The 25,089-nt window shown below is 61.0% G+C and carries 25 protein-coding genes; 12 read left to right on the forward strand and 13 right to left on the reverse strand.

The annotated features are described in order from the left end of the window. Nucleotides 1-702 carry a 3-oxoacid CoA-transferase subunit B gene (locus ACSV9I_RS10075; protein ID WP_054156925.1) on the reverse strand — a complete coding sequence of 234 codons (702 nt, stop codon included), beginning with the start codon at nt 700-702 and terminating at the stop codon, nt 1-3. Beyond that, the gene (locus ACSV9I_RS10080; RefSeq protein WP_438328729.1) at nt 699-1,406 is read right to left on the reverse strand and encodes a 3-oxoacid CoA-transferase subunit A; all 708 of its coding nucleotides are present in this window, start codon (nt 1,404-1,406) and stop codon (nt 699-701) included. Before ACSV9I_RS10080 ends, ACSV9I_RS10075 begins: the two co-directional genes overlap by 4 nt. 136 nt (nt 1,407-1,542) lie before the next feature. On the opposite strand from ACSV9I_RS10080, the gene ACSV9I_RS10085 reads away from it, so the two are divergent. Further along, the gene (locus ACSV9I_RS10085) at nt 1,543-2,298 is read left to right on the forward strand and encodes an IclR family transcriptional regulator domain-containing protein (protein ID WP_438328731.1); all 756 of its coding nucleotides are present in this window, start codon (nt 1,543-1,545) and stop codon (nt 2,296-2,298) included. A gap of 3 nt (nt 2,299-2,301) precedes the next feature. On the opposite strand, the gene pcaQ is transcribed toward ACSV9I_RS10085, so the two are convergent. Further along, on the reverse strand, nt 2,302-3,225 hold the full coding sequence (gene pcaQ / locus ACSV9I_RS10090; RefSeq protein ID WP_438328733.1) for a pca operon transcription factor PcaQ: 924 nt from the start codon (nt 3,223-3,225) through the stop codon (nt 2,302-2,304). Between the two features lie 96 nt (nt 3,226-3,321). On the opposite strand from pcaQ, the gene pcaD reads away from it, so the two are divergent. Genes pcaD through ACSV9I_RS10115 form a run of 5 tightly spaced genes read left to right on the forward strand, consistent with a single transcriptional unit; the run spans nt 3,322 to nt 6,983 of the window. Continuing rightward, on the forward strand, nt 3,322-4,134 hold the full coding sequence (gene pcaD / locus ACSV9I_RS10095) for a 3-oxoadipate enol-lactonase (protein WP_438328735.1): 813 nt from the start codon (nt 3,322-3,324) through the stop codon (nt 4,132-4,134). After that, on the forward strand, nt 4,127-4,546 hold the full coding sequence (gene pcaC / locus ACSV9I_RS10100; protein WP_438328736.1) for a 4-carboxymuconolactone decarboxylase: 420 nt from the start codon (nt 4,127-4,129) through the stop codon (nt 4,544-4,546). The genes pcaD and pcaC overlap by 8 nt, the downstream gene beginning before the upstream one ends. Further along, nucleotides 4,539-5,288, forward strand: coding sequence for a protocatechuate 3,4-dioxygenase subunit beta (pcaH, locus tag ACSV9I_RS10105; protein ID WP_438328738.1), 750 nt, complete (start codon nt 4,539-4,541; stop codon nt 5,286-5,288). The genes pcaC and pcaH overlap by 8 nt, the downstream gene beginning before the upstream one ends. Further along, a complete protein-coding gene (gene pcaG, locus ACSV9I_RS10110; protein WP_438328739.1) occupies nt 5,288-5,902 on the forward strand; it encodes a protocatechuate 3,4-dioxygenase subunit alpha in 615 nt (204 codons plus the stop codon). The genes pcaH and pcaG overlap by 1 nt, the downstream gene beginning before the upstream one ends. A 19-nt stretch (nt 5,903-5,921) precedes the next feature. After that, complete coding sequence (locus ACSV9I_RS10115) at nt 5,922-6,983, forward strand: 3-carboxy-cis,cis-muconate cycloisomerase (RefSeq protein WP_438328741.1); 1,062 nt, start codon at nt 5,922-5,924, stop codon at nt 6,981-6,983. Here the strand turns inward: ACSV9I_RS10115 and ACSV9I_RS10120 are convergent, their stop codons facing one another. The 3 genes from ACSV9I_RS10120 to ACSV9I_RS10130 form a co-directional block, all read right to left on the reverse strand. Beyond that, complete coding sequence (locus ACSV9I_RS10120; RefSeq protein ID WP_438328742.1) at nt 6,984-7,178, reverse strand: zf-HC2 domain-containing protein; 195 nt, start codon at nt 7,176-7,178, stop codon at nt 6,984-6,986. Between the two features lie 2 nt (nt 7,179-7,180). Continuing rightward, a complete protein-coding gene (locus ACSV9I_RS10125; protein WP_438328743.1) occupies nt 7,181-7,807 on the reverse strand; it encodes a sigma-70 family RNA polymerase sigma factor in 627 nt (208 codons plus the stop codon). Nucleotides 7,808-7,991: 184 nt separating this feature from the next. Beyond that, a complete protein-coding gene (locus ACSV9I_RS10130; protein ID WP_438328744.1) occupies nt 7,992-8,981 on the reverse strand; it encodes an NAD(P)/FAD-dependent oxidoreductase in 990 nt (329 codons plus the stop codon). A gap of 208 nt (nt 8,982-9,189) precedes the next feature. Between ACSV9I_RS10130 and ACSV9I_RS10135 the strand changes: the two genes are divergently transcribed. Continuing rightward, complete coding sequence (locus ACSV9I_RS10135; RefSeq protein WP_438328745.1) at nt 9,190-11,727, forward strand: methyl-accepting chemotaxis protein; 2,538 nt, start codon at nt 9,190-9,192, stop codon at nt 11,725-11,727. A 26-nt stretch (nt 11,728-11,753) separates the two neighbouring features. On the opposite strand, the gene ACSV9I_RS10140 is transcribed toward ACSV9I_RS10135, so the two are convergent. The 3 genes from ACSV9I_RS10140 to ACSV9I_RS10150 are packed head-to-tail and all read right to left on the reverse strand — an operon-like array spanning nt 11,754 to nt 14,918. After that, entirely contained in the window at nt 11,754-12,866 is a 1,113-nt protein-coding gene (locus ACSV9I_RS10140; RefSeq protein WP_438328747.1) for an ABC transporter substrate-binding protein, read from the reverse strand. Then, nucleotides 12,863-14,254: a sensor histidine kinase gene (locus ACSV9I_RS10145; RefSeq protein WP_438328749.1), complete on the reverse strand. Its 1,392-nt coding sequence runs from the start codon at nt 14,252-14,254 to the stop codon at nt 12,863-12,865. The genes ACSV9I_RS10140 and ACSV9I_RS10145 overlap by 4 nt, the downstream gene beginning before the upstream one ends. After that, entirely contained in the window at nt 14,241-14,918 is a 678-nt protein-coding gene (locus ACSV9I_RS10150) for a response regulator transcription factor (RefSeq protein WP_054156938.1), read from the reverse strand. The genes ACSV9I_RS10145 and ACSV9I_RS10150 overlap by 14 nt, the downstream gene beginning before the upstream one ends. A gap of 274 nt (nt 14,919-15,192) precedes the next feature. Between ACSV9I_RS10150 and ACSV9I_RS10155 the strand changes: the two genes are divergently transcribed. From ACSV9I_RS10155 to ACSV9I_RS10170, 4 genes are all read left to right on the forward strand, one after another. Continuing rightward, the gene (locus ACSV9I_RS10155; RefSeq protein ID WP_245281382.1) at nt 15,193-16,167 is read left to right on the forward strand and encodes a Bug family tripartite tricarboxylate transporter substrate binding protein; all 975 of its coding nucleotides are present in this window, start codon (nt 15,193-15,195) and stop codon (nt 16,165-16,167) included. A 105-nt stretch (nt 16,168-16,272) separates the two neighbouring features. Next, nucleotides 16,273-16,791 (forward strand): tripartite tricarboxylate transporter TctB family protein, encoded by a 519-nt coding sequence (locus tag ACSV9I_RS10160; RefSeq protein ID WP_438328751.1) that lies wholly within the window; start codon nt 16,273-16,275, stop codon nt 16,789-16,791. 30 nt (nt 16,792-16,821) lie between these two features. Continuing rightward, nucleotides 16,822-18,336, forward strand: coding sequence for a tripartite tricarboxylate transporter permease (locus tag ACSV9I_RS10165; protein ID WP_438328752.1), 1,515 nt, complete (start codon nt 16,822-16,824; stop codon nt 18,334-18,336). Between the two features lie 200 nt (nt 18,337-18,536). Next, nucleotides 18,537-19,463 carry an ATP-grasp fold amidoligase family protein gene (locus tag ACSV9I_RS10170; protein ID WP_438328753.1) on the forward strand — a complete coding sequence of 309 codons (927 nt, stop codon included), beginning with the start codon at nt 18,537-18,539 and terminating at the stop codon, nt 19,461-19,463. A gap of 16 nt (nt 19,464-19,479) precedes the next feature. Here the strand turns inward: ACSV9I_RS10170 and ACSV9I_RS10175 are convergent, their stop codons facing one another. Beyond that, entirely contained in the window at nt 19,480-19,713 is a 234-nt protein-coding gene (locus tag ACSV9I_RS10175; RefSeq protein WP_054156941.1) for a hypothetical protein, read from the reverse strand. Nucleotides 19,714-20,004: 291 nt separating this feature from the next. On the opposite strand from ACSV9I_RS10175, the gene treY reads away from it, so the two are divergent. Then, nucleotides 20,005-22,650 (forward strand): malto-oligosyltrehalose synthase, encoded by a 2,646-nt coding sequence (gene treY, locus ACSV9I_RS10180; protein WP_438328754.1) that lies wholly within the window; start codon nt 20,005-20,007, stop codon nt 22,648-22,650. A gap of 60 nt (nt 22,651-22,710) precedes the next feature. Here treY and ACSV9I_RS10185 read toward each other — a convergent pair whose 3' ends face one another. The 3 genes from ACSV9I_RS10185 to ACSV9I_RS10195 all read right to left on the reverse strand — a co-directional run bounded on the left by ACSV9I_RS10185 (nt 22,711) and on the right by ACSV9I_RS10195 (nt 24,969). Beyond that, entirely contained in the window at nt 22,711-23,010 is a 300-nt protein-coding gene (locus tag ACSV9I_RS10185) for a DUF982 domain-containing protein (RefSeq protein ID WP_438328755.1), read from the reverse strand. Between the two features lie 73 nt (nt 23,011-23,083). Further along, nucleotides 23,084-23,944: a PfkB family carbohydrate kinase gene (locus ACSV9I_RS10190; protein WP_438328756.1), complete on the reverse strand. Its 861-nt coding sequence runs from the start codon at nt 23,942-23,944 to the stop codon at nt 23,084-23,086. After that, nucleotides 23,941-24,969 (reverse strand): substrate-binding domain-containing protein, encoded by a 1,029-nt coding sequence (locus ACSV9I_RS10195; protein ID WP_438328757.1) that lies wholly within the window; start codon nt 24,967-24,969, stop codon nt 23,941-23,943. Before ACSV9I_RS10195 ends, ACSV9I_RS10190 begins: the two co-directional genes overlap by 4 nt. Between the last annotated feature and the right edge of the window lie 120 nt (nt 24,970-25,089).

Consider the following 25,089-nt stretch of genomic DNA (forward strand, 5'->3'; position numbering starts at 1 on the left):
TTACAGGGCCGGCACGACGAGGTCGGCGACCGGACCGTCGGTATGCAGCTTGGCGCCGGTCATGGCCTGGAGTTCGTCCATCGACATGGCGGCAAGCTTTTCGCGTACGACAAACTTGCCGTCGACGATGTCGATCACAGCATGGCTCGTATAGACGCGGGTGATGCAGCCGACGCCAGTCAGCGGGAAGCTGCAGCGCTCGACGAGCTTCGGCTTGCCGTCCTTGGTGACATGTTCGGTGATGACGACGACCTGCTTGGCACCGTGTACCAGATCCATGGCGCCGCCGACGGCGGGAACGCCCTTGGAGCCGACCCGCCAGTTGGCGAGGTCACCGTTTTCGGCCACCTGATAGGCGCCGAGGATCGCGACATCGAGATGGCCGCCACGCACCATGGCGAAGCTGTCGGCGTGGTGGAAGAAGGCTGCACCCGGCTTCAGCGTGATCGCTTTCTTGCCGGCATTGATCAAGTCCCAGTCCTCTTCGCCGGCGGCAGGCGCTTCGCCGAAGTTCAGCACGCCATTTTCGGTATGAAAGATCGCTTCACGGCCGGGTGGCTGGAACTTGGCCACCATTTCGGGGAAGCCGATGCCGAGATTCACATAGGCGCCGTCCTCGATGTCTTGGGCCGCGCGCCAGGCGATCTGGGCATTGGAGAGCTTGATATCTTCCCGGGTGTCGATGGCTGGTGCTTCGGTCATGCGTAAACCACTCCGGCGCGGATGAGCTCTTCTTCCTGTTGCGGGTTTTCGACTTCAACGACCCCATCGACAAAGATGCCGGGGGTGATCACCTGTTCGGGGTCGATGCCGCCGGGTGGGACGATCTTGGACACCTGGGCGATGGTCTTGGCAGCGGCCATGCACATCAGGGGATTGAAGTTGCGACCAGCCATCCGGTAGGTCAGGTTGCCGTGGGTGTCGCCATGATGCGCCTTGACGATGGCAAAATCGGCCTTCAGCCAGCGCTCCTGCACGTATTTGCGGCCATCGAACTCCGCAATGACCTTGCCTTCGGCCAGTTCCGTGCCGAAGCCGGTCGGCGTGTAGAAGGCCGGGATGCCGGCGCCGCCTGCGCGGATACGCTCGGCGAGCGTGCCCTGCGGCACCAGTTCCAACTCGATCTGACCGGCGAGGTAGCGGTCGGTAAAGGCGCGGGGATCAGAGGAGCGCGGGAAGGAGCAGATCATCTTTTTGACCATGCCAGCGTCGATCATGGCCGCAATGCCGATACGGCCATTGCCGGCATTGTTGTTGATGACCGTCAGGTTCTTCGGGCCCTTGTCGATGAGCGCGTGAATGAGCTCGATCGGTGCGCCGGAGCCGCCGAAGCCTCCGATCATGACGGTCGCGCCGTCGCCGATGCCGGCCACCGCTTCCGCCAGGTTTGCAATTGTCTTGTCCATGGGAACTCCCGTTTCCTCTGGTTGCGGCCAGCCGCATTGTCACCTCAGACCTAAGCCAAGCGACGGATAGACAGCAAGAGTTTTGTGCGATATGCGATTTTTGTTCGATTATCGCACGGAAGGATCGAGGATGGCGATGGGTGAGCGCGATCTAATGGGGGGCTTTGCCAAGGGCCTCAAGGTCATCGAAGCCTTCGGGCCGGAGCGCCAGAGGCTGAGCATCACCGAGGCGGCGGAGATCAGCGGCCTCGACCGGGCGACTGCGCGGCGTTGTCTGCTGACACTCGCCGATCAGGGATATGCGGATTATGACGGCAAGTTCTTCGCGCTGACGCCCAAGGTCTTGCGGCTCGGCCATGCCTGGCTTTCGGCAACGCCGCTTCCAATCCTGCTGCAGCCCCATCTCGACCAGTTGTCGGAAGCCGTGGGGCATAGCGCATCCGCCTCCGTGCTGGATGGCACGGAGATCGTCTATATCGCCCGCGCATCGCAGAAGCGGGTCATGTCGATCAACCTGATGCCCGGATCCCGCCTGCCTGCCTATAGTGCCTCGATGGGGCGTGTCCTGCTTGCGGCCCTGTCCGACACCGACGTCGCTACCATTCTCGATGCGTCGGTTCTCAAGGCGCATACGGTGCATACGCTGACGGAGAAATCTGCGCTCATGGCGGAGATCGCCCGGGTGCGCAGCCAGGGTTATGCGGTGATCGATCAAGAGTTGGAAATCGGTCTCTGCTCGATCGCCGTGCCTGTTCGCAATGAGCGCGGACGTGTGGTGGCCGCGATCAATGTCGGTGCACCGGCGGCTGTTCTTCCGGCCTCAGAGCTTGGTCTACACTGTCTTGGCCCCATGCAGGCGCTGCAGGCGCGGTTGCGCACCATGCTTGCCTGAGTGTCATGCCGCCGCAGTGTTCCGTGCCACTTCGCGGATTGTGCGCATGAGCAGTGCCAGTGGCATGGAGGGAATGGAGTCCGAACGGACGGTCAAGCCCACCGGTCCCCTGGTTTCGCTGGTGTCGATCGGCAGGGCCTTGAGCTTACCATCGGCAATGTCAGTTGCGACGACACCGGCGGAAATGATCCAGATCGCATCGGTCTGGCGCACGAAGGCGCGACCGAAACTGTCAGAGACGGTCTCGATCTGGGTCGGCAGGCCGGAAATGCCGTTGGCAATCAGGAAGCGCTCGACAAAGGGCCGGATGATCGAGGCGCGTGTCGGCATGAGCACCGGATAGCGGTCCAGGGCGGCGAAGACGCCCGGGCCCTTATCGAGCAAGGGATGGCCGTCGCGGACGCAGAAGATGACCTGCTCCGAATAGAGGTGTTCAAACGAGAACCCCGCCATCTGTTCCGGTGCGGCAAGGCGGCCTACCACGAGATCGAGATCGCCGACCCGCAATTGTTCGAGCAGGACCGCGTTTTCACCTGTGACGATCTTGATCCGGGCCGAGACATCCTCCTTGAGAAAAAGCGTCATGGCCTGTGGCATGATATGCGTCGAGACCGTCGGAAGCGCGCCAATGCGGATGGGCGGTGCATCGGCATGCAGCGCATGCGAGACGCTGTCAAAGCCTTGCCTCAGTGCCGTCAACGCTGCACCGGCATGTTTGAGAAAGGCCTCGCCATAGCGAGTAATGCGGATGCCGCGGCCGTCCCGCTCGAAGACGGCCACGCCGAGCACCTCTTCCAGTTCGCGGATGGTCTTGGTGACCGCCGGCTGGCTGACATGCAGAAGTCCAGCCGCCTTCATTACGCTTTTCTGCCGGGCGACCTCGACGAATGTCTGGAGATGGCGAAACTTAATGCGGTTGTCGATCATTCGATTCCATAACCATTTGGTTAGGTGTAGCGTCCAAAACGTCATTTTACCGAACCAAACAGCATGCGCAATATGTCGCCGAGAGAGGAGCCCGCCGTGCAATTCGTAGATATCAATGGCCTTGCGCTGCATTATCAGATCATCGGCGGACCGGCACATCGCCCGGTGCTGGTGTTCGTCAATTCGCTTGGAACCGATTTTCGGATCTGGCGTGACGTCCTGGTGCGGCTGGCCGGCGACTATCCGCTGCTGGCCTATGACAAGCGTGGCCATGGTCTCTCGGATGTCGGGTCAGCGCCCTACACAATCGACGATCACGTTGATGACCTTGTCGGGCTTCTCGAACATCTGAAGATCGAAAATGCCGTGATCTGCGGCCTTTCCGTCGGTGGTCTGATCGCTCAGGGTCTCTATGCCCGCCGTCCGGATCTCGTCAGGGCACTGGTTCTCTGCGATACGGCCCACAAGATCGGTACGGCCGACGCCTGGAACGCCCGGATCGCCGCCGTCGAGGAGGCGGGGATCGAAAGCATCGCGGATGCCGTGATGGAGCGCTGGTTCACTCCTGGCTTCCGTCAGGCCGACAATCCGGCACTTCCCGGCTATCGCAACATGATGAGCCGACAGCCGGCGAACGGTTATACCGGAACCTGCGCTGCTATTCGCGATGCCGATTTTACGGAGGCAGCGGCCCGAATTGCTGTTCCGACGCTTTGCGTTGTGGGCGATCAGGATGGGGCAACGCCGCCTGATCTGGTGCTGTCGCTTGCCCGGCTCATTCCCTCGGCGCGCTATGAGGTGATCCGCGACGCCGGCCACATTCCCTGCGTCGAGCAGCCCGAAGCGCTGACCGCCGTCATCGAAGCCTTCCTTGCAATGGTCGTCTCTGGAGATGCGCCCCATGGCTGAGAGCCGTCACCCGTCCGAACGCTACCGACAGGGCATGGTGACCCGTCGTTCCGTACTCGGTGATGCCCATGTCGATCGTGCTTCTCAGTCGGCGACCACCTTCGATGCGCCATTTCAGGAGATGATCACCGAGGGTGCGTGGGGGACGGTCTGGTCACGCCCGACCTGGAGCAAGCGCGAGCGGTCCATGGTGACCATTGCGCTTCTGGCGGCACTTGGCCATGACGAGGAGGTTGCCATGCATATCCGGGCGACGGCCAATACGGGGGCCAGCCGCGACGATATCTGCGAAGCGCTGCTGCATGTTGCTGTCTATGCCGGCGTGCCGGCGGCCAACCGGGCCTTCAAGATCGCCAAGACCGAGTTTCAAAAGATGGATGCCGAACCGTCCGGAGGAGGGCGCGATGACTGATCCTTCCAACAACAAGCCTGAAACCGGGGCCTTCTTCGCCCGCGACCGCGACTGGCATCCGCCAGCGTCTACTCCGACCTACAAGACATCCGTGCTGCGATCACCGCAGAAGGCATTGCTGTCGCTCGATGGGACCAAGTCCGAAATCACCGGCCCCGTCTTCGGTCATTCCATGCTGGGCGAACTCGACAACGATCTGATCCACAATTTCGCCAAGCCCGGCGAGAGCGCCATCGGCGAACGGATCATCGTGCATGGCCGTGTACTCGATGAGCGTGGACGACCGGTGCCGGGCGCGCTTCTGGAGTTTTGGCAGGCCAATGCCGGCGGGCGTTATCGCCACAAGAAGGAAAGCTATCTCGCTGCCCTCGACCCCAATTTCGGTGGCTGCGGGCGCACGATCACCGACGAGAATGGCTATTACGCCTTTCGGACAGTGAAGCCGGGTCCATATCCCTGGCCCAACGGCGTCAATGACTGGCGGCCGGCGCATATTCATTTCTCCATCTTCGGACATGGTTTTGCCCAGCGCCTGATCACCCAGATGTATTTCGAGGGCGATCCGATGATCTGGAAATGTCCGATCGTGATGACGATCCCCGACCGAGCGGCCATCGAGCAATTGGTCGCAGCGCTCGATTGGGCGGCGACAATCCCGATGGATGCGCGGGCTTACAAGTTCGACATCATTTTGCGTGGGCGTCGGTCAACGCTGTTTGAAAACCGGATGGAGGGAAACTGATGGTTCAGGGTCTCGACTATCTCAAGGAAAGCCCGTCGCAGACTGCAGGCCCGTACGTGCATATCGGCCTCACGCCGAACTTTGCCGAGATCAAGGGCGTCTATCCCGTCGACCTCGGCACCACCATGGTCAACGACGTGACACTCGGCGAGCGCATCGCCGTGACCGGCCGCGTGATCGATGGTTCCGGCACGCCGCTCAAGGACGCACTCATCGAGATCTGGCAGGCGGATGCCGCTGGCTTTTACAACAGCCCGTCGGAGACGCGTGGCAGTGCGGACCCGAACTTCACCGGCTGGGGGCGCTGCCCCTGTGACCTGACCAGTGGCGAATACCGCTTCGAGACGATCAAACCCGGTCGTGTGCCTTTTCGCGACGGTCGCTTGATGGCGCCACACATCTCGTTCTGGATCGTCGCCCGCGGCATCAATCTCGGCCTCAACACGCGGATGTATTTCGCCGACGAAGAGGCGGCCAATGCCGAAGATCCGGTGCTAGCCCGCATCGAGCACAGGGTTCGCGTGCCAACGCTGATTGCAGAGCCGAACGGTTCGACTTACCACTTCGACATCCACCTGCAGGGGGAGAAGGAAACCGTCTTCTTCGATATCTGACGGCAAAGGCGAGACCCGCATGACCGCATCCGTTTTCGACCATCCCATCCTCTCGGGCCTTCTCGGGGACGAAGTGGTTGCCGCCCAGTTTGCGCTGGCTGCCGAACTCGCAGCGCTGCTTGCGTTTGAGGTGGCGCTGGCGAAAGTCCAGGCCGAAGAGGGGCTGGTGTCGGAGGCTGCTGCGGCGGCGATCGGTGCCTTGCCGGAGCATTTCGTCGCCGACCTTGATGCGGTGAAGCAAGCGGTGGCCAGGGACGGCGTTGTCATTCCGGATCTGGTGCGGCAGTGGCGGGCCTCGCTGGGCGAGCACGGTCCAGAGCTGCATTTCGGCGCGACCAGCCAGGATGCGATCGACACCGGCCTGATGCTTCGGCTGCAGGCCGTCTCGCGGATCCTCGATCAGCGGCTCAGCGCGATCGTTCATGGTCTTGATGATGTGCATGACCGGTTCGGCAGCCATTCACTGATGGGTCGCACCCGGATGCAGGCCGCCATCCCGATCACGGTCGCTGACCGTATCGAAACCTGGAGGCGGCCTTTGGTCGATCTTCGAGGCTCCCTTGCACGCATGGTCGAAACCGGGTTCCCGCTTCAGTTCGGCGGTGCTGCGGGCACATTGGAAAAACTGGGCGACAAGGGGCTTGCCGTCCGCAGCCGGCTGGCGTCGGAGCTCGGCCTTGCCGATCGACCACAATGGCACAGCCAGCGCGGGGTAATCGTCGAGATCGGTGGCCTCCTGTCACAGATCTCAGGCAGCCTTGGAAAACTGGGGCAGGACCTCGCCCTGATGGCCAGCGACGGAACGGCCGCAATTGGCGGCGGCGGTGCTTCCTCGGCCATGCCGCACAAGCGCAATCCGGTGAAGGCGGAGGTGCTGGTTTCGCTTGCCCGTTTCAATGCGGTGCAGATCTCCGGCCTGCATCAGGCGCTGGTTCACGAGCAGGAGCGTTCGGGGGCCGCCTGGACGCTTGAATGGATGATCCTCCCGCAGATGGCGGTTGCAACGGGGGCGGCCACGCGGCTGGCCATCGAGCTTCTCGGTTCAATCGAAGTCTTGGGCGAGAGATTGGGCAACGACTGATCAGTCCTCCGTCGCGGCTGAACTCTGCCGGGCGAAGCGACGGCTGACGCTGCCGATCAGTTTTATCTGGCGGTTGAAGTTCGTGCAGGCGCCGCAGCCAATCAAATGCAGTTTGAGGCCGAGGGATTCGGCCAGAGACAGGCGACGATCCATGCCGTCGGAGGCCAGTTTTGTCGCTTCTTCGCATTTCAGCATGATCAGTTTTCCTTCGGTGCGAACCAGTGACCTTCGAGGCAATTGCGCAAACGCAGGCGCGCGCGATGCATCAACACATGCAGGTTGGTGACGGTTATGCCGACTTCGGCGCAGATCTCGGGCGTTTCCATCTCGACGAATTCTCGCATCATGAAGACGCGGCCCTGATCCGGCGGGAGGTGATCCAGGCAGGCTTCAAAGACCCTCCAGAAATCCTTGCCGAGCAGTTCTTCCTCCGGATTGCCCCAGTCGCATGGCTTGTCTTCCGGTGACCAATGACCCTTGGCGTCGAAGAAGGATCTGTCGTCATCATTATTGTCTTCGCCAAGAGGCATGGCAATGAGAGCAGATTGCCGCCGCTTGTGTCGCAACTGGTCGGCGATCTTGTTGCGCAAAATGGCGAAGACCCAGGTACGAAAGGCGGAGCGACCGGCAAAGGCGTCGGCATTGCGCAAAGCGCCAGCCAGAGCCTCCTGCACTGCATCTTCGGCGAGACTGCGATCGGACAACTGCAAGCTGGCGAACTTCAGCATGCGGTTTCTCAGATCGCTCAAGTAGACGCCATCGGCGAGAAACGCCGCTACGGCTCGGCCATCTGCATAGGCTCCATGTTCGCCTAATTCCCTCATCACCGTTCCCCTGGTCGTGGCGCGGCCTATCGACCGCCTGGCTGCAAGCGTGCAGTTTGCACCAGTTCAGTCGCGTGAGGTTCATCGTTCTTACAGGCGATGCTGAAAAAAACTGAGTGTGGCTGGAACGCCAGATGCGACTTGCCTTGTCATGGGGCTGGTCAGCCCACGCCAAGTGTTATGCTCATCCTCGAAAATGGGGCAGAAGAGCCGTTGCCAGTGCCTCGGCGCTTTCCACGGCCGCCTCTACTCGGTTGCCGCGGCACCAGTCTCCACAGGCGGCAAGCTTCCTTTGGTGATCGAGCAGGTAATCCTGGCCGGCTGTCTCCTCGACATTGGCATAGCGCCAGCGATGCAGGTCGACGAAGGCGGCCTGGGTGAGGTCGCGCCCGAGGAGATGCCCCGCTGCCGCCAGCATGTCGGTGGTCACGGCGCTTCGCTCACGCTCCAAATTGGCCTCGGCCCAGTCGTTGCGGCTGTGGAGCACAAGACTTGTTCCGTTCCTGCCGCGACCCGGCTTGCTTGTGTCGACGGCGATCCAGCTCAGCACGGAGTCCTCGATTCTTGCGGCTTCGAAGCCCGGATCGAAGCTTTCCTCAAGGCCGATCATCAGGGTGAAGCATCCGCTCATTCGGACGCGCTCCAGCGCGGCCTTGCCCGAAAACGCGTCCGGCATCAGTTGCGCTGTCTGCGGCGCGGGCGCGGTTGATATTACCCAGTCGAACCGGCCAAGATCACTGCCCTCGCCATCGCGCAGATGCCAGCCATCCGGGGTGTCGATCAGGCCGCCGACCGTTGCCTCTTTGCGAATTGTCAGCTCCAGTCCAAGTGCATTCGCCAGGCTGTTCATGCCGGGCGTGCCGACATACCGCAGCTGATCGGGACGGTCGTCGGGGAGAAGTCCCCCCTTGGACAGTGTCGGAACGCGTTCGGGCCACGGCGCCACGGCCTCCGACACGCGGGCGTGTTCGATGACGGTCTTGAAGCTTTCAGAGCGGGCTGTGAAGAACTGCGCTCCATGGTCGAAGGCATAGCCCTCGCGCCGCCGATTGGCCATTCGCCCACCAAGCCCGCGGCTCTTTTCAAAGATCCTCACGTCTGCCGAGTTTCCAAGCGCCCGCGCGAGGCTTAAGCCGGCAATACCCGCACCGATGATCGCAAGCCTTTGCCGCATGTGTTTCCCTTTCCGGCATAATTTCAAGAAGGACTACGTCTGTGGAGACGATCCGGATGTGTGCTGACGACAGCGTGGCGCACAGATGATGATAAATCTGCGATCCCTTTATTAAGGGGGAATTAGGTTTGTCGCCCCATTCTCGGATGATTCATGGGAGCAGACGATCCCGGATTCCGTTCGGCATCCGGTATTGAGGAGATTTAGAGTGTTCATCGACCGCATTTTGTCGCGTTTCAGCATTCAGACGAAGGTGCTGATCTTCATCCTTCCCTTCGTGATCAGCATCTCGGCAGTCGGCTTTACAGGGCTTTATGCTTCGGGTTTGCTGCAGGGGCGCATTGAGATCTCGAACAGCGTCCTGCAGTCGCTGAGTGGATTCCGCGACGTGTCGGCCTCGATGACGCGGTTCCTCGCCGAGACGACGCCGGAAGCACGGGATGATCTGACCCGTCAGTTGAAGCAGCAGCAGGATAACTTGAAAGCTACGCTCGCGCAGCTCGGCCCTGAAGCCGGCGGCCGCGCGGAGCTCAACGAAGCCAGCGCTCTGGTCGATACGGTTGTCACGCATGTCGACGAATTGTGGAAGCTGCATGAGGCTGAAGGTGGGCTCATCGGTACACTTCAGGATGGCAATGGGGCTGTCGTCGCCGCACAGGGCCGTGCCACGGCTGCAATGATGAGCACGGAAACCAAGATCCAGTCCGACGATACGATGGCGAAGTCTATGCTCCGCGAGGCGGAAAGCATTCGCAGCACGGGCACGTTCCTCACTGAAACCAATTCTGCCTACACCAAGGCCAAGACGCCGGATGAAAAATTTGAAGTCGTGAAGGGCCGCCTCGGCGAACTCGTCGAGCGTCAGAAGCTGCTGGTCAGCGTCCTTCCGGAGGCCAACAAGTCGGCTGCCAAGACACTCGACAAAATTGCCACGGATCTCAAGGCCTTTATCGACGCCGGGGATCGCTCGGAAGATGCCATCACGGCGGTGACCGGCAATCTGCGCAATTTCACCCAGCTCAATGCTTATCTCGGCCTTGCCGCACAGCAGAAGATGAAGGACGCGACCATCCGTTTCGCCGAGCTGGATGCGCCGCTCGCCAAGGCTCAGACCGTGCTGACAAACGGTCGCCAGATGATCTCTGTCGGCTACTCGCTGCAGATCATGATGGCTCGGTTCCTCTTGGAGCCGACCGACGAGAATCAGGCGCTGCTGCAACAGCAGTTCGCCGCCGCCCGCAAGGCACTCGCATCGCTGGCGGAGGTGGCTGCCGATCAGCCGTCGCTCGTCGCCGTGACACAGGAACTCGAGCGCTCCGTTGCAAGCATGGAGGCGGCAAGCCTGGATCTCGTCAAGGTGAGCAAGGACCGCAAGGCGAGTTTCGAGCAGGCCGGTAACGACCTTAATGTGATCTGGACGAAACTGACCAGCTTCGCCGAGATGCAGAAGGTGAGTGCTGGCGAAGAGCGCCGCGACGCCAATTCGATCTCGATTGGTGCCACGATGCTCGGCATCCTGATCTCGATCTTTGCCGGTATCGGCCTGGTGCTGACCTTCAAGGGGCCGATTGGCCAGATCACCGGTGCCATGCGCCGGCTGGCCGAAGGTGTTCTGGACACAAAGATCAATGGCGAGGCCCGTGTCGACGAAATCGGCGAAATGGCCCGTGCACTTGGCGTGTTCAAGCAGAATGCCCTGTCGAAGATCGAAATCGAAAGCCGCAGCGAGGCCGAACGCGTACAGGCGGAAGACGAACGCCGCCGCAATGACCTCGAGAAGCAGGAGGTTGATCGCCAGATCGACTTCGCCGTCAATGCACTGGCCGCCGGTCTTGGACGTTTGTCTCAGGGTGATATTTCGCAGACAATCGATACACCGTTCCAGGGGCGCCTCGAACAGTTGCGTACGGATTTCAACAGTTCGCTGGAGCGCCTGCAGGATACGCTCACCCATATCCGCTCGAACACCTACATGATCCAGCGGAATGCGGCTGAAATGACCAGTGCTGCGGACCAGCTGGCCAAGCGGACCGAACAGCAGGCGGCTTCGCTGGAGGAGACGGCAGCGGCTGTCGACCAGATCACGGTGACGGTCAAGTCTTCGGCTGAACGGGCTGAGGAAGCCAATCAGATCGTGGCGGAGACCAAGTCTCGGGCCGATACCTCGTCTGTCGTCGTGAAAAGCGCAATCGAGGCCATGGGCCGGATCGAAAACGCGTCCGGCCAGATCGTGCAGATCATCGATGTGATCGATGAAATCGCCTTCCAGACCAATCTTCTTGCTCTCAATGCGGGCATTGAGGCGGCGCGCGCCGGCGAGGCCGGCAAGGGCTTTGCCGTCGTCGCCCAGGAGGTTCGTGAACTTGCTCAGAGGTCTGCGGGTGCCGCCCAGCAGATCAAGGATCTGATCAACAAATCAGGCTCTGAAGTCGCCTCCGGTGCAAAGCTCGTACAGCAGACAGGCGCAGTGCTGGCAGAGATTTCCACCAATATCGTCACCGTTGCCGATCGGGTGGCCGTGATCGCGACGGCGAGCCGCGACCAGTCAATGGGCCTTGCCGAGGTCAATGCCTCCGTCAATGAGATGGATCAGATGACCCAGCGCAATGCGGCCATGGTCGAGGAAACCAATGCCGCGACACGCCAGCTGGCGGATGAAGCCGATGCGCTGATGCAGCTCGTCAACCGCTTCAAACTGGCCGCGCAGACGCAGGCATCCCGGCCGGGCAATGCCCGCGCTGCATGATTGATATTAAGAAGGGATCGATCCGTTTACTGATCGGTCCCTTTTATCGAAGGGCGAAACAGCGCTGCCCAATTTTCGATGAAGCCTTGTCGTGTGGCCCGGTCCTGGGCCGCTAGCAGGGCAGGGCCGATGCGGATCGGCCTGCCAATTCCCGATTCGATCAGCGATGAGGATGGCCCGTCGACGCCTTGTGGCAGAGGCGCCCCCTCGGCAAAGAAGAAGGCCTGCTCCCGGGCAACCTGCTTGCCGCGGGGCGACAGAAGATAATCCAGGAAACGCTGTGCCTCGCCGACATGCGCCGCATGCTGGGGCACCAGTGCGCCGCGTGACAGGATCAAGGTATAGTCCCGCGGAATAAGCACCTTCAGGTCGGAATTGCGTAACGAGGCTGCATAGGCGTAGGAACCGAGAACATTGTATGCGATCCGCAGCTTGCCATTGTTGATCTCGCCCAGCACTTCATTGTTGCAGCATCGCGTCACCACATCGGCGCGGCTGAGGCTTTCAAGCAGCCGGCCGAAGCTTGTCGGTGCCTGCAGGGCATCGTGAAACGCCAGGAGATAACCAACCCCCGAAGCTTCGATGTCATAGGTGCCAATGCGCCCGCGATAGACCTCAGGCTTGGCGCGCAACAGTTCGGCGATTTCAACATGGGAGCGCGGCACGTCTTCGGGGGGCACGCGGCGACTGTCATAGACGATCACAGCCGGCTCGAACGTGAAGCCGAAAACCTCGTCGCGCCAGTTGGCCCAGGCAGGAACGTTTTCTGTTTCAGCCGAACGATGGGTCTGGGCACAGCCGTCATTGGCAAGCTTGACCAGTTGGTCGACGGATGACGACAGGAGCAGGTCACCGAAAGCGTTGCCCATCGCGCAGGCCATTTCCGCCTCGCGAAACAGGTCATTCGTGACGTAGTCGTTAAACTCTACGGTGACATCCGGGGCCATCTGCTGAAAATCCAGGATGAGTGGCCGCATCGCATCTGCATCGGTCGCAGCATTGATTACGAGCCTTACCCGCTCGCTGCCCAGTGCCGGGAGGAGGAGCTGCTCGCCCTCTGCCGCGTGTGTCTGCACTGCAGCAAGGCACAGCATCAGCGATAGCCCAGCGGCGAGGTGTCCTGTCGCTATTGGCTTCATACGATCTCTTCCCTCATCAGCGGCAGTTCAAGCACGACGGCGAAATCGGTCACGTCCGTCTTTTCGCGGAATGACAAGGAGCCGCCGAGTGCGGCAGCCACTTCGGCGGCAATGGCGAAGCCAAGGCCGGAGCTTCCTTCGCCGGATTTTGACGATACGAAACGCTTGGTCACGGTTTGCCAGTCAGCGGGGGCAATCCCCGGCCCATCATCCTCAACTTCGACCTGCGCATAATTGCCCCGGCGCAGGACGCGGACCTCGAGTTTCTGCAGGGTGCCGTGTCGCAGCGAATTGTCGATGATGTTGACGATGGCCTCGCGCAGGCTGAGGCCGTCCCCCAGAATGGTCAAACGTTCGTCGGGCGCCTCGAAGGACACCACCGTATCGGGATCGATGGTGATCGGCACGGCTGCCCGAAATGCCTTGCGGGCGACGTCGGTCAGGTCAAGCGGGGAAAGCTGGACGGAATCGAAGCGATGGATGACCATGGCATGGTTGAGCAATTGCGTGGTGAACCGCGCCAGTTCAGCCGTTCTGCTCTTCACGCGGCTCAGATGCCGGCGGTCGTTTTCAGCCATCGCCTCTTCGTCGATCAGACTGACTTGAGCGGACAGCGCTGTCAGCGGCGTGCGGATCTGATGGGCGCTGTCGGCGATGAAGCGCTGCAGGAGCCTCAGTCTCTCGTCCAACCTTCGCATGAAGTGGTTGATCGAGCCGACGAAGGGCGCGAGTTCACGGGGGACCGAGACGTCGAGTGGAGTAAGGTCTTGGGGGTCGCGTCGGCGCAGGGTGTCGCCTAAGGCATCCAGGGGGCGCAGAGAGTAACGCACGGCAATGATCGTTCCGCCGAGTGCGAGGAGGCTCATCAGCGCGACCAGAAGAAAAGCGCGCGTGGTCAGCTCCGTTGTCAAAGCGTGCCGTGCCTCGACCGTCTGGGCAATCGCGACATGCGCCCAGCCGCCGACGCTCTGGTCTGCCATGGCCCGACTGGTAATCACGAGGCGAACCTCCTGATCGCGATAGGTGATGGTCTGGAAGAGCGGCGTCGCACGCGGTGTGTTGAGATCGGCTTCTTCTGCCAGATCCTCATAGCCGGTCAGGGTTTCGCCATCCGGCAGAACGACGCGGTAGAAGATCTTGTCGCGTGGCGCGAGCCCAAGCAGCTCGAAGGCGCTTGGTGGCAGATTGACCTCGATCTTTCCATCGACCACCGACAGGCTGTCGAGGATCTGGATTGCCGCCCCTTGCAGGAGCCGATCATAGGCCTCATCTGCGGCTGCCTTGGCATAGATCCAGGCCGCCGTCATGAGGATCGCGGCGCCGCCAGCGAGAACCATGGTGACCCGGATAACCAGGCGGGAAAAAAGGGAAGGCTCAGTCCTCTGCATCGGTCACCAGCTGATATCCTATTCCGCGTACCGTGACGATGCGCGCCCTGCCGCCTTCAATCTTCTTGCGCAGCCGACCGACATAGAGCTCAATCGCATTCGGGCCGGCGGCTTCATCAAAGCCGAACAACTGATCAAGCAGTTGCTCCTTGGAAAAGACGCGGCCGGGACGGCTGGCGAAGATTTCGAGAAGTGTCATTTCGCGCCGCTTGAGCTGAACCTCGCGATTGCCGATACGGACTGAACGCTGCGAGCGGTCGAGCAAGATATCGCCGACCGTAATCACATTGGTCGCCTCACCACCGGTGCGGCGGCGCATCAGCACGCGGGCTCGCGCCTCGAGTTCGCGGAAGTCGAAAGGCTTGACCAGATAGTCATCGGCACCGAGATCGAGCGCACCGACCCTGTCGTCGATCTCGGAGCGGGCCGTCAGCACGAGGACAGGCACCGTGTTCCGGCTCTGCCGCAGGCGTTTGAGCACCGAAAAGCCGTCGAGCCCCGGCAGCATGACGTCGAGAATGACGAGATCATATTCGGTGAAGTCGAGGATTTCCGACGCGGCACGGCCATCGGTTTGCCAGTCGACCGTGTGGCCGATGGTCTCGAAGCGACGCGAGATTGCCTCGCCAACATCCAGCGTGTCTTCCACGAGCAATATGCGCATGAGCAGACGCTTACACGGATGCGGGTGCCGATCAAGCGGCTCAGCGCTGCCAAGACGGCTGGTTAATGCCGATCCACACGCGTTTACCGTTTAGACAGTATTATGACAGGTTCGAGGCATAGCTAGATGGTCGACCGGTCGAGGGAGAGAGCTGAACCCGGTCATGAGGGAGGATCCTCACGCCATCGCAGAGCAGCCCGCATGCCCTTTTGTGGCCGTGCGCACTTTTCGTGTCGAGAGGGTTTTCCGGGTGTTTCAAACTCGGGAGAATACAATGATCCATACCATGATGAAGATGCTGGCCGGTGCGGCCGTCGTAACGCTCGTTGCAGGTGGCAGCGCCATGGCCGAGCCGACAAAGCCGGAATGCCTGGCCGGCGCCAAGCCTGGCGGTGGTTTCGACCTGACCTGCCGCCTGGCTGCGAATGCGCTTCTGGCGACCAAGAAGATTTCCGAGCCCATGGCTGTTACCTACATGGAAGGCGGCGTCGGCGCGGTGGCCTACAATCATGTGATCGGCAAGCGCGGCAGCGACGGCAATCTCATCACGGCTGCATCGTCCGGTTCGGCTTTGCTGATCGCCCAGGGTAAGTTTGGTCAGTATGACGAAAACGCCGTACGCTGGCTTGGCGCACTCGGTGCCGACTATGGCGTCATCGTTGTTGCAGCAGACTCGCCCTACAAGTCGATGGCCGAACTCGTTGAAGCCTACAAGGCTGATCCTTCGAGCTTCGCGATTGCCGGCGGTGGCGCCGTCGGTTCGCAGGACTGGATGAAGGGTTCGCTGATTGCCAAGGCTGCGGGCCATGAGCCGAAGGACATGCGCTATGTAGCGCTTGAAGGCGGCGGCGCGGTTCTGACCGCACTCGAAGGCGGCCATGTCAAGATTGGTGCCGGAGATGCGGCCGAAATGGGCAAGCACCATGTGGCCGGCAAGGTCCGCATTCTCGCCGTCATGTCGCCGGATCGCCTGCCGGGCGAACTTGCCGAAATCCCGACAGCCAAGGAAGCTGGCTTCGATATCGAATGGCCGGTCTGGCGCGGTTACTATGTCGGCAAGGATGTCAGCGCCGCCGACTATGACTTCTGGGTCAAGGCCCTCGAAGAGATGAGCAAGACGCCGGAATTCGCCAAGGAACGGCAGGATCGCGGCCTGTTCGAATTCACCCTGATCGGTCAGGCATTCGACGATCGCGTCAAGGCCGATGTGGCGAAGTTCAAGACGTTGGCCAAGGAAGCCGGTCTCTGATGTCACAGGCGATGCCGCTCGTTGGGGTGGCATCGACTATCCCCCGGCCTTAACGCGCCGGGGGGCTGATCCCTCCACCAATGCCGGATCCACAAAGCCGGCCTCATGAATTCGGACCTGCCGCCGATCGATGTCGCGGCAAATGCCGGCTGCTGGGAGCAATACATGTCGGAAAATACCAGAACCCATCACCTTATCGGCCGGATCAGCGCCATCGTCCTGCTTGGTCTTGCCGTCGCCTATGGCATCGGCGGTAGCCGGATCGAATATGCCTTCTCCTCCGATCCGCTTGGACCGCGCTTTGTCCCGGTTATGCTCGCCATCCTGCTCGGCCTGTTCGGGCTGATCTACATGAAGTTTCCAGGATCGGCCGAAAGCTTTCCGACAGGCAAATCGCTTGTGCGCATCCTGGCCATTCCGCTGACCTTGATCATCAGCGTTGCGCTGCTTGAACCACTCGGATTTGCGGCTTCGATCTTCGTTCTGACGGCCGTCACCGGTTGGTTGTTCGGCGCATCGGCCAAACTCTCGATCATTGGCGCAGTTGTTCACGCAGCGCTCTGGTGGTTCATCTTCTCCTTCTTGCTCGAGGTCTATCTGCCGACCGGCGCCATTTTCGGCTGACCGTCGCCCTGACCTGAAAGGACATATCCCATGGATTTCGATTATCTCTGGCAGGGCTTCGGCGTTGCTCTCACCTGGCAAAACCTGCTGATTGGTTTCATCGGCTGCTTTATCGGCACGCTCGTCGGCGCTTTGCCGGCCATCGGCCCGATCAACGGGATCGCGCTTCTGATGCCGATCGCCTATTCGATGGGCCTTCCCGCCGAAAGCACGATGATCCTGCTCGCTTCCGTCTATTGCGGCGCCGAATATGGCGGTCGTATCTCGTCCATTCTGCTCAATGTGCCCGGGGATGCCGGGGCAGTCATGACGGCGATGGACGGCTATCCGATGGCAAAACAGGGCCGGGCCGGCGAAGCGCTGGCGCTTTCCGGGATCGCGTCCTTTGTGGGCGGCATCATCGGGGTCATCGGACTTGCTTTCTTTGCGCCTGTCCTGTCCGGTTTGGCAATCGGTTTCGGTCCGGCTGAATACTTCGTGCTGATGGTCTTCGCCTTTGCAACGCTCGGTTCCATGGTCGGGTCGCAGCCTGTCAAGACGCTGATCGGCTGCACGCTCGGTCTGATGCTGGCGACTGTCGGCCTCGACGCCACCTCGGGCGCCTATCGCTTCACCTTCAATGAGCCGGAACTCGGCGATGGCATCGAGTTTGTCACGCTTGTCATCGGTCTCTTCTCGATCTCGGAAGCCATGCTCATCCTCGAGCACCAGACGAAGGGCGTTACGGTCATCCGCGAACTCGGCCGCATGACGGCGAAGTTCTCCGACGTGATGTTCAGCATGGGTGCGACGATCCGTGGTTCGATCATCGGCTTCATCGTCGGCGTTCTGCCGGGAACCGGTGCCTCGGTTTCGAGTGCCGTGTCCTACACCACCGAAAAGCGCTTTTCCGATACGGAAGGCACCTTCGGCAAGGGTGACGTTCGCGGTCTGGCGGCTCCTGAAGCTGCCAATAACGCAACAGCTGCCGGCGCTTTCGTACCGATGCTGACGCTTGGCGTACCCGGTTCGGGCACGACCGCTGTCATGCTCGGCGCCCTGATGCTCTACAACATCCAGCCGGGTCCGATGCTGCTCGTCGAGCGTCCCGAGATCGTCGGTGGTCTTGTCGCCTCGCTCTTCGTCGGCAACTTCATCCTGCTCGCGCTCAATCTGCCGCTGGTCAATATCTTTGCCCGCGTGCTCACCATGCCGAACTGGATCCTGGTTCCGGGCATCCTCGTACTCTCGGTCATCGGTGTCTATTCCACCCATGCCTCGGTCTTTGCGATCTATCTGATGCTTGCCATCGGTATTGCGGGATGGCTCTTGCGCAAGGCGGGCTTCGACATGGCGCCGATCATCCTTGGCTATGTCCTGGGTGAAGTCATGGAAGTGAACTTGCGCAATGCGCTGGCGATCAGCGGTGGTGACGTTTCCATCCTGTTCCAGAGCAAGATCTCGCTCATCCTCTGGGCGCTTGCCATCCTCGTCGCTTTCCTGCCGCTCATCCTCGGCTGGCGTGCCAAGCGTCGGGCAAAGCTTGCCGCAGAACTCCCGATCTGACCGCGGGGCGGCCCGTTCGGGCCGCCATCTCCGACCGGATCCTCCCAGGAGGCGCCGTGTCCTGCTTCGCAGGCACGGCGTTTTCTGTTTTGGCGCAAAGTGCGCGCCGGTTCGACAATCTTAACGTCGGGATGCGACAAGATCTGGACGACAATAGCTGAGGGCGCAGCCGATCTGGGAGGCCGGTCCGGGAGTTCACGGTGAGCGAACCACGCAAAGAGAGTTTTATCCGATCGGGCTACGAGCAGAGCTCGCTGCTCTCTCTGATGAAACGCATTTTCTGGCGACTGATCGCGCCCTTGCCGGACAGGCCCTATATCGCCTTGAAATTCTGGAGCATGAAGGGTGCATGGCCACGGCTCGACGCGCCTCGAACCTTCAGCGAGAAGGTCCAGTATCGCAAGCTCCACCATCGCAATCCACTCTATGGTAAGCTGGTCGACAAGCTGGCGGTGAAGGAGTTCATCGCCGATCGTATTGGCGCTCAGCATGTCATTCCGACCTATTGGGCCGGCACGAACCTTCATGACGCCGACTGGTCGAAGATCCCGTTGCCCGCCGTGATGAAGCCAAACCACGCGAGCGGCCTCGGGCGGTTTCTGTATACACAGGCGGATGTCGACGCCCTGGTGATCGATGATCCCGGCCCGGCATGGCTCGCAACCGATCATGCGCGCTATAATCGCGAATGGGCCTATTCTCAGGTCGAGCGCAAGATTGTTGTCGAGAAGCTATTGAGCAAAGACGGCGGCGTGCCGTGGGACTATCGCTGCTTCGTGTTCAACGGCGTGGTGTCCCATGTGATCGTCGATACCCGCGTCGATGACCGCGGCTATTCCGCCACCTATTCGCGCTCATGGGAGCGCTTGCCGTTCTATGATCCCGATTATTACGCACCCTATCCGGGCGAGTTGCCGAAGCCTGACACCCTTGACCTGATGGTGTCGTTGGCGGAGCGCCTCGTGCACGATCTGGATTTCGTCCGGGTGGATTTCTTCGACACGGACGAGGGGCTGTTTGTCGGGGAACTAACCCTCTATCCCGGCGGTGGCTTTGAGGCCTTCGAACCGCCGGAATATGACCTCATCCTCGGCAATGCATGGCAGCTTCCGCCAAAGCTGCCATAGCATTGCGAGGCGCGTGTCAGGCGCTGTGGCGCGAAGCCTGAGCCTGCATGCTGCCGATCACCTCCGGAGAGGGAACGGAGAGTGCTTCCATCAGGCAATGCGCAATCGCAGCCCTCAGTGCATAGGTATTGGCGGTGGTTTTCTTGTGATCGAGGCGTTGCGCGGCAACCACAAGATTGGCGCCTTGCTGCATCACGATCTGCTGCGCCCGGACCATGGCCCAGGTCTCGATATCGGTATTGTCCGTCATGTCCGCATCCCCAGCTAAGTCATTTAGCTCGCGAGACTTTCTCGAATCAGCCTCATATCCAACATATTGGAAAATGCGGATCTGTTAAATGAGTGACCAAAAAAGGTCTTGAATAATTCTGGGTAATACTTGCGCTTTTAAAGTTCGCTTGCGTAGCAACTGCCGTCTCTTGAGCGAAATCTGTTCAAATAGAGTAAAGGCGGGGCCGGGCCCTTTGTTCTGGGCGGAAACAAATCGCCGGCTCGGGCGTTTGTCGGTGATATCCGCAACTGCCTTTTCCAAGGAATATCCATGTCAGTTCCTGTCTCGACCTATCGCCTGCAATTTCGCGGGGGTATGGACTTTGAGCGCGCCGCGAGCCTCGTTCCTTACCTGAGGCGACTGGGGATCAGTCATCTCTACGCCTCTCCGATCTTTGCGGCGACGGACGGGTCGACGCATGGCTATGATGTCACCGACGCGAACCTCGTTGATCCGACGCTTGGCGGACGCCAGGGTCTTGAGGCATTGGCTCGCGTCTTGAAAAGCAATGGCATGGGCCTGATCCTCGACATTGTGCCGAACCATATGGCTGCGAGCCTTGAAAACCCGTGGTGGCGCAGCGTGATCGAATGGGGCGAGGCGAGCCCGTTTTCCCATTACTTTGACATAGACTGGAACCGTCGGCTGACCTTGCCATTTCTCGGAGCCTCCTTCGACGATGCGGTGGCGAATGGCGATCTGGCACTTGATCTCGATCGGGAGCGAGGCACTCTTGTTCTGCGTTACATCGACAGTGGCTATCCGCTCCTTCCCGACACGTATCCATTTGCACTCGACGGCTTTCAAACGGGCCTCGCAGCAGAGCTTGCCGCCCTCGGGAAGGCAGCTTCGGCGGATCGCGCGCAAGAGTTTCATGCCGCCGTGTCGGGCTTGTGCGAGAGCCCTGATTTTGAGGTGCTCCAGCAGGCGCTTGCAGAGCGCTCGGCAGACCCTGCATTCCTCATCGCCCTGCACAACCGCCAGCCATGGCAGCTGATAGCCTGGACGGAAGCCGCCAAGGGGCTGAACTACCGACGCTTCTTCGAAATTGCCGGTCTCGTTGGCCTGAGGGTCGAGGATGAGGCTGTTTTTGCGGCGGCCCATCAAGCGGTGCTGGATATGGTGGGCGCCGGCTTGGTTCAGGGCTTGCGGATCGATCACGTCGACGGGCTTGCGGATCCGGCGGCCTATCTCCAGCGTCTGCGGGATGCTGTTGGACGTGACATACCAATCTTCGTTGAGAAAATCCTCGCCCCCGGTGAGGATCTGCCCGCAGCCTGGCCGGTTGAGGGCTCCACCGGATATGAGTTCATCGCAGCCGAAGTGCCGGTTCTGCTCGACAGGGCTGGCTTTCTGGCTATGCGGCAAGGCTATGAGGCGATCTGCGGGACTACGGTCGATGTGGCGACGGAGATGCGCGAGGCCAAGCTTCGCATGGTCCGGGTCAATTTTGCAGGCGAAGTGGATGCGGTCCTTCGTCTTGCATGTGGGCTTCTCGGCTGTGAAGCTGGGCCGCTGCGCAGGGGGCTGGAGGAACTGCTCGTCGCCTTTCCGCGCTATCGAAGCTACGGCACGCAAACGGGTCTATCCGCTGCGGACGGCGAACTTCTCGATGCGGTGCTTGCGGCGGCCGAAAGGGAGCTTTCTGCTGTTGAACGCGAGGCAGCATCCGCCCTGGTGACACTGTTGAAGGGCGATGGCGATGCCAGTGATCCGGTGCGCGCTGCAGAATTGCGGCGGCGTTTTCAGCAATTGACCGGACCGCTGATGGCAAAGGCGCTCGAAGACACACTGTTCTTCCGACATGTGGAATGTCTGGCGCTGAATGAAGTTGGGGGCGAACTGGAGCCACCAATGGCGGGACTTGACCATTTTCATGCCGAGATGACGCGGCGTTCGGAGCGCCAGCCTCACGGTCTTTCGGCATCGTCCACCCACGACACCAAGCGGGGTGAGGATGCGCGGGCACGACTGTTTGCCCTTGCAGAAGATGCGCCCCGATTTGCGACCTTGGTCGAGAAATGGCGCGCCATGAACCGGCCAGCCCTCCGCTCTGTGAATGGCGATGCGGCGCCTGAGCCCCGCCTCGAATGGATGATCTATCAGTCGCTGGTCGGGCATTGGCCCATCAATCTTGCGGCTGATGACCGAGATGGCGTTGCGGCCTTTTGCGACCGCTTTGTCGCTTTCCTCGAAAAATCCATGCGCGAGGCGAAGCTGCGCAGTGACTGGGCCGATGTCAATGAAGACTACGAGAGCGCCGTTGCCGACTACGCGCGGGCTCTTCTCGATCGTCCTGAATTCTTGAAGGATTTTGTCGGTGAAATTCAGCCGATCATGGCTGCGGGTCTGATAAATGGCCTGACCCAAACGGCCATCAAGCTCACAGCACCCGGTATTCCTGATATCTACCAGGGCAGCGAAGTGCTGGATTTCAGCTTTGTCGATCCGGATAACAGGCGCCCGCCAGCGTTCGAGGCGGTGGGAGACTTCGAAGTGGATGCGGTCCCGGTACTGACAGATCCCCATGCCCTTGCAACGGGTCGGGCCAAGCAGGCGCTGATCGCCCGGGGGCTGCGTCTTCGGCATGACGAGCCGCTGCTTTTTAGCGAAGGTACCTATACGCCGCTTCAGGCCGTGGGCGCACGCCAGCAGCATGTCGTCGCCTTCGCGCGCCGTCATGGGGGGTATACCTTGCTCACCATTGCAATCAGGCTTCCCCTGTTGATGCAAACATCATGCGCTGGTCTGGAGGCAAGTGAGTTCTGGGGGGATACGGGCATTGATCTGCCGGATGATCTCGAAACTACCGAGTGGCGCGATGTGTTGACGGGACGCCGGATCGGTCCGGGGTCGAGGCTTTCGCTCCGCGAAGTGCTGGGGCCGCAGCCGGTGGCGCTGCTCGTCGCGCCGTAATCTGACGCCATTCGCTTCGGCGAATGGCGTCCTCTCTTCGTCTCTCAGTTCGTTGAAATTTCAGGCGACCGCGCGGCCGGAAGGGCGAAAGCTTGGCTGGCGGCGCAGGTCATAGCACTGACGCATGCCGGTCTCTTCACCGGCGGCGATAAAGGCTGCGCGGGCAAGTTCCGTGGCGCGTGGGCTGCGAAGCGCTATGCGGCAAAGGCGGATGGCGCGTGCATAGGCGTCGCCACGGCGGGTCGGCCATTCGGCGTCGAGAAAATCAAGGGCATCATAAGCATTGAGAAAGCGTCTGGTCAGGCCGCAAGGCAGTTGTAGTTCGACTGGAACGGTCCAGGTGAAATCAGTATCGGTCATACCATCCTCCGTTAGGCACCCACAAACTCACGGGTGACAGGATCGGTTCCAGGTAGGCCTCAAAAAAGGGGAGTTATGATGTTGATTCTGCGGCAACTATCGGGTCGGCGCCCTGTTCGCGCTGTTCCAGCCATCGTGCTGTGAGGGATGACGCATGGCGCGCCGCCTCGGCAATCTCCATCTCACGAAGGAGGCCGTCGATCAGCGCGCCACTGAAACTGTCGCCGGCGCCGATCGTGTCGCGGACGGAAACCTGCTCGGTGACCGGCACGCGCCGTTCGTGCGCCCCGTCGTAGATCACCATGGCCGCCGGGCCATCTGTCATCACGAGATGGCGCAGGCGTTCGCCAGAGAGCGCATGGGCGAGCTGCCAGATATCCTTGATCGAATGCTCTGGCAGGTCCGCCTTCGAGCCGACCACGACATCTGCCGGGCGTGGCCCCGCATCCCTCAGCGGCAATTGTGAAACGGAAAGCCTCGCCTGCGACAGGGAGGTGATGGCAGCTTCGGGCAGGCGATGGGCGTTGACATAAAAGGCGGCGGCAGAGACAGGCTTATCGAGGACGAAGCTCCGCGACAGGCGGCGCTCGCTTGACAGGATGGTGCGTTCACCTTCCGGGTCGAGCAGGATATCGGCGAAATCGGTCTCGCCCTCGCGTCGGGTGATCAGCGAGGTGTCGAAACCTTCGGCTGCCAGATCTGCGAATGCCTGATCGCCGGCCGCATCGTCCATCAGGTTGGAGATCAGCGTTACCGGATGCCCGAGCTGCAACAGCCGTCGCCCGGTGAAATAGCCACCGCCGCCAAGGCGCGTTTCGCGGCTGTGCCAGGCAATCCGAGCGCCTGAGCGCAGTGTTTCGTTCAGCCGCCAGATGCGGTCGTGGTTGACGTGACCGATCACGACCACCTCGGCTTTGGCGCGTCCGTCAATCATGCGGAAGTTTCCCTGGGTGCTGCGCGGGAGGATTCGCGCAGGATCAGCTCGACTGGCCAGAGTTCGGCAATCTCAGTTGCCTCGCGCCCTTCCAGCATCTGCAAGAGGAGATCGGCGATGCGGTGTCCGGCTGCGCGGATCGAGGACCTCGTCGCCGACAGGGCGGGCGCCATGTTGTCGGCGGTCAGATAGGGAAAAACGTCGTCATGCGCGATGACGGAGACGTCCTTGCCGACGGTGAGGTTCATGGCACGTGCGGCCCTGTAGATGCCGAGCGCCGTCATCATCGAACCGGCGATGAAGGCGGTTGGCCGGGGGTGGTCAGCGAGCCGTGCGCGGGCGATGCGGAAGCCCTGCTCGTCAGTGAATTCCGCGTGGCTGACGAGCCCCGGGTCAAAGGCGATGCCGCGTTCGGCAAGCGCCGTCTGATATCCACGGTCGCGATCGAGCGTGAATGTCAGGCCCTCGCGGCCATTGATCATGACGATGCGGCGATGGCCAAGGTCGAGAAGATGGTCCGTCGAGCGGCGGATCGCGCCTTCATTGTCAATGTCGAGCCAGGCGTGCGGCACATCGGTTTCGGAACGCCCATGCACGATGAAGGGCAGTTTCAGCTGATGGAGCAGGGCAATGCGCGGGTCATTGGGGCGGGGCGAGTGGATGACCACGGCATCGACGCGGCGGCTCTGGGCAAGCCGCCGATAGATCTGCAATTCATCCGTGGTTTCGTGTTCAGCCATCGGCGTCAGCAGGATGTCGATATCACTGCCGCTCAGTCGCTCAGCCATGCCGCTCATGAATTCGGAGAACTGATAGTCGCCAACCTTGGTCATCACCACGCCAATCGCGCCGGCGCGACCCGTCGCCAGCCTGACGGCATTGACGTTCGGGCGATAGCCGAGCCGGGCGGCTTCTTCCGACACCCGCTTGCGCGTGGCTTCGCTGACCTCCGGATAGCCGCTCAAGGCGCGGCTGACGGTGGTCGGCGACAGGCCGATATGCTCTGCGAATTCCTTCAGCTTCATCCGTGGTGCCGTTGCTCTCGCTTCTGGGGTTGGTCTTTTCGCCCCGCTTATCCCATGCGCCCGCGCCAGCTGGCAAGCGTGGGATCCTGTTTGCCAAAGCGGTTGCAATTTTGGTTCAGT

Source organism: Rhizobium sp. G187 (assembly GCF_051549525.1).
Lineage (GTDB): Bacteria > Pseudomonadota > Alphaproteobacteria > Rhizobiales > Rhizobiaceae > Allorhizobium.

What these genes read in the sequence shown, in the direction of transcription:
- pcaQ (WP_438328733.1), bottom strand. Translation starts at nt 3,225, where the DNA reads ATGATCGACAACCGCATTAAGTTTCGCCATCTCCAGACATTCGTCGAG.
- ACSV9I_RS10145 (WP_438328749.1), bottom strand. Translation starts at nt 14,254, where the DNA reads ATGCAGAGGACTGAGCCTTCCCTTTTTTCCCGCCTGGTTATCCGGGTC.
- treY (WP_438328754.1), top strand. Translation starts at nt 20,005, where the DNA reads ATGTCAGTTCCTGTCTCGACCTATCGCCTGCAATTTCGCGGGGGTATG.
- ACSV9I_RS10140 (WP_438328747.1), bottom strand. Translation starts at nt 12,866, where the DNA reads ATGAAGCCAATAGCGACAGGACACCTCGCCGCTGGGCTATCGCTGATG.
- ACSV9I_RS10195 (WP_438328757.1), bottom strand. Translation starts at nt 24,969, where the DNA reads ATGAAGCTGAAGGAATTCGCAGAGCATATCGGCCTGTCGCCGACCACC.
- ACSV9I_RS10185 (WP_438328755.1), bottom strand. Translation starts at nt 23,010, where the DNA reads ATGACCGATACTGATTTCACCTGGACCGTTCCAGTCGAACTACAACTG.
- ACSV9I_RS10120 (WP_438328742.1), bottom strand. Translation starts at nt 7,178, where the DNA reads ATGCTGAAATGCGAAGAAGCGACAAAACTGGCCTCCGACGGCATGGAT.
- ACSV9I_RS10175 (WP_054156941.1), bottom strand. Translation starts at nt 19,713, where the DNA reads ATGACGGACAATACCGATATCGAGACCTGGGCCATGGTCCGGGCGCAG.
- pcaG (WP_438328739.1), top strand. Translation starts at nt 5,288, where the DNA reads ATGGTTCAGGGTCTCGACTATCTCAAGGAAAGCCCGTCGCAGACTGCA.
- pcaH (WP_438328738.1), top strand. Translation starts at nt 4,539, where the DNA reads ATGACTGATCCTTCCAACAACAAGCCTGAAACCGGGGCCTTCTTCGCC.
- ACSV9I_RS10075 (WP_054156925.1), bottom strand. Translation starts at nt 702, where the DNA reads ATGACCGAAGCACCAGCCATCGACACCCGGGAAGATATCAAGCTCTCC.
- ACSV9I_RS10125 (WP_438328743.1), bottom strand. Translation starts at nt 7,807, where the DNA reads ATGAGGGAATTAGGCGAACATGGAGCCTATGCAGATGGCCGAGCCGTA.
- ACSV9I_RS10115 (WP_438328741.1), top strand. Translation starts at nt 5,922, where the DNA reads ATGACCGCATCCGTTTTCGACCATCCCATCCTCTCGGGCCTTCTCGGG.
- ACSV9I_RS10080 (WP_438328729.1), bottom strand. Translation starts at nt 1,406, where the DNA reads ATGGACAAGACAATTGCAAACCTGGCGGAAGCGGTGGCCGGCATCGGC.
- ACSV9I_RS10130 (WP_438328744.1), bottom strand. Translation starts at nt 8,981, where the DNA reads ATGCGGCAAAGGCTTGCGATCATCGGTGCGGGTATTGCCGGCTTAAGC.
- ACSV9I_RS10085 (WP_438328731.1), top strand. Translation starts at nt 1,543, where the DNA reads ATGGGTGAGCGCGATCTAATGGGGGGCTTTGCCAAGGGCCTCAAGGTC.
- ACSV9I_RS10150 (WP_054156938.1), bottom strand. Translation starts at nt 14,918, where the DNA reads ATGCGCATATTGCTCGTGGAAGACACGCTGGATGTTGGCGAGGCAATC.
- ACSV9I_RS10165 (WP_438328752.1), top strand. Translation starts at nt 16,822, where the DNA reads ATGGATTTCGATTATCTCTGGCAGGGCTTCGGCGTTGCTCTCACCTGG.
- ACSV9I_RS10160 (WP_438328751.1), top strand. Translation starts at nt 16,273, where the DNA reads ATGAATTCGGACCTGCCGCCGATCGATGTCGCGGCAAATGCCGGCTGC.
- ACSV9I_RS10155 (WP_245281382.1), top strand. Translation starts at nt 15,193, where the DNA reads ATGATCCATACCATGATGAAGATGCTGGCCGGTGCGGCCGTCGTAACG.
- ACSV9I_RS10190 (WP_438328756.1), bottom strand. Translation starts at nt 23,944, where the DNA reads ATGATTGACGGACGCGCCAAAGCCGAGGTGGTCGTGATCGGTCACGTC.
- pcaC (WP_438328736.1), top strand. Translation starts at nt 4,127, where the DNA reads ATGGCTGAGAGCCGTCACCCGTCCGAACGCTACCGACAGGGCATGGTG.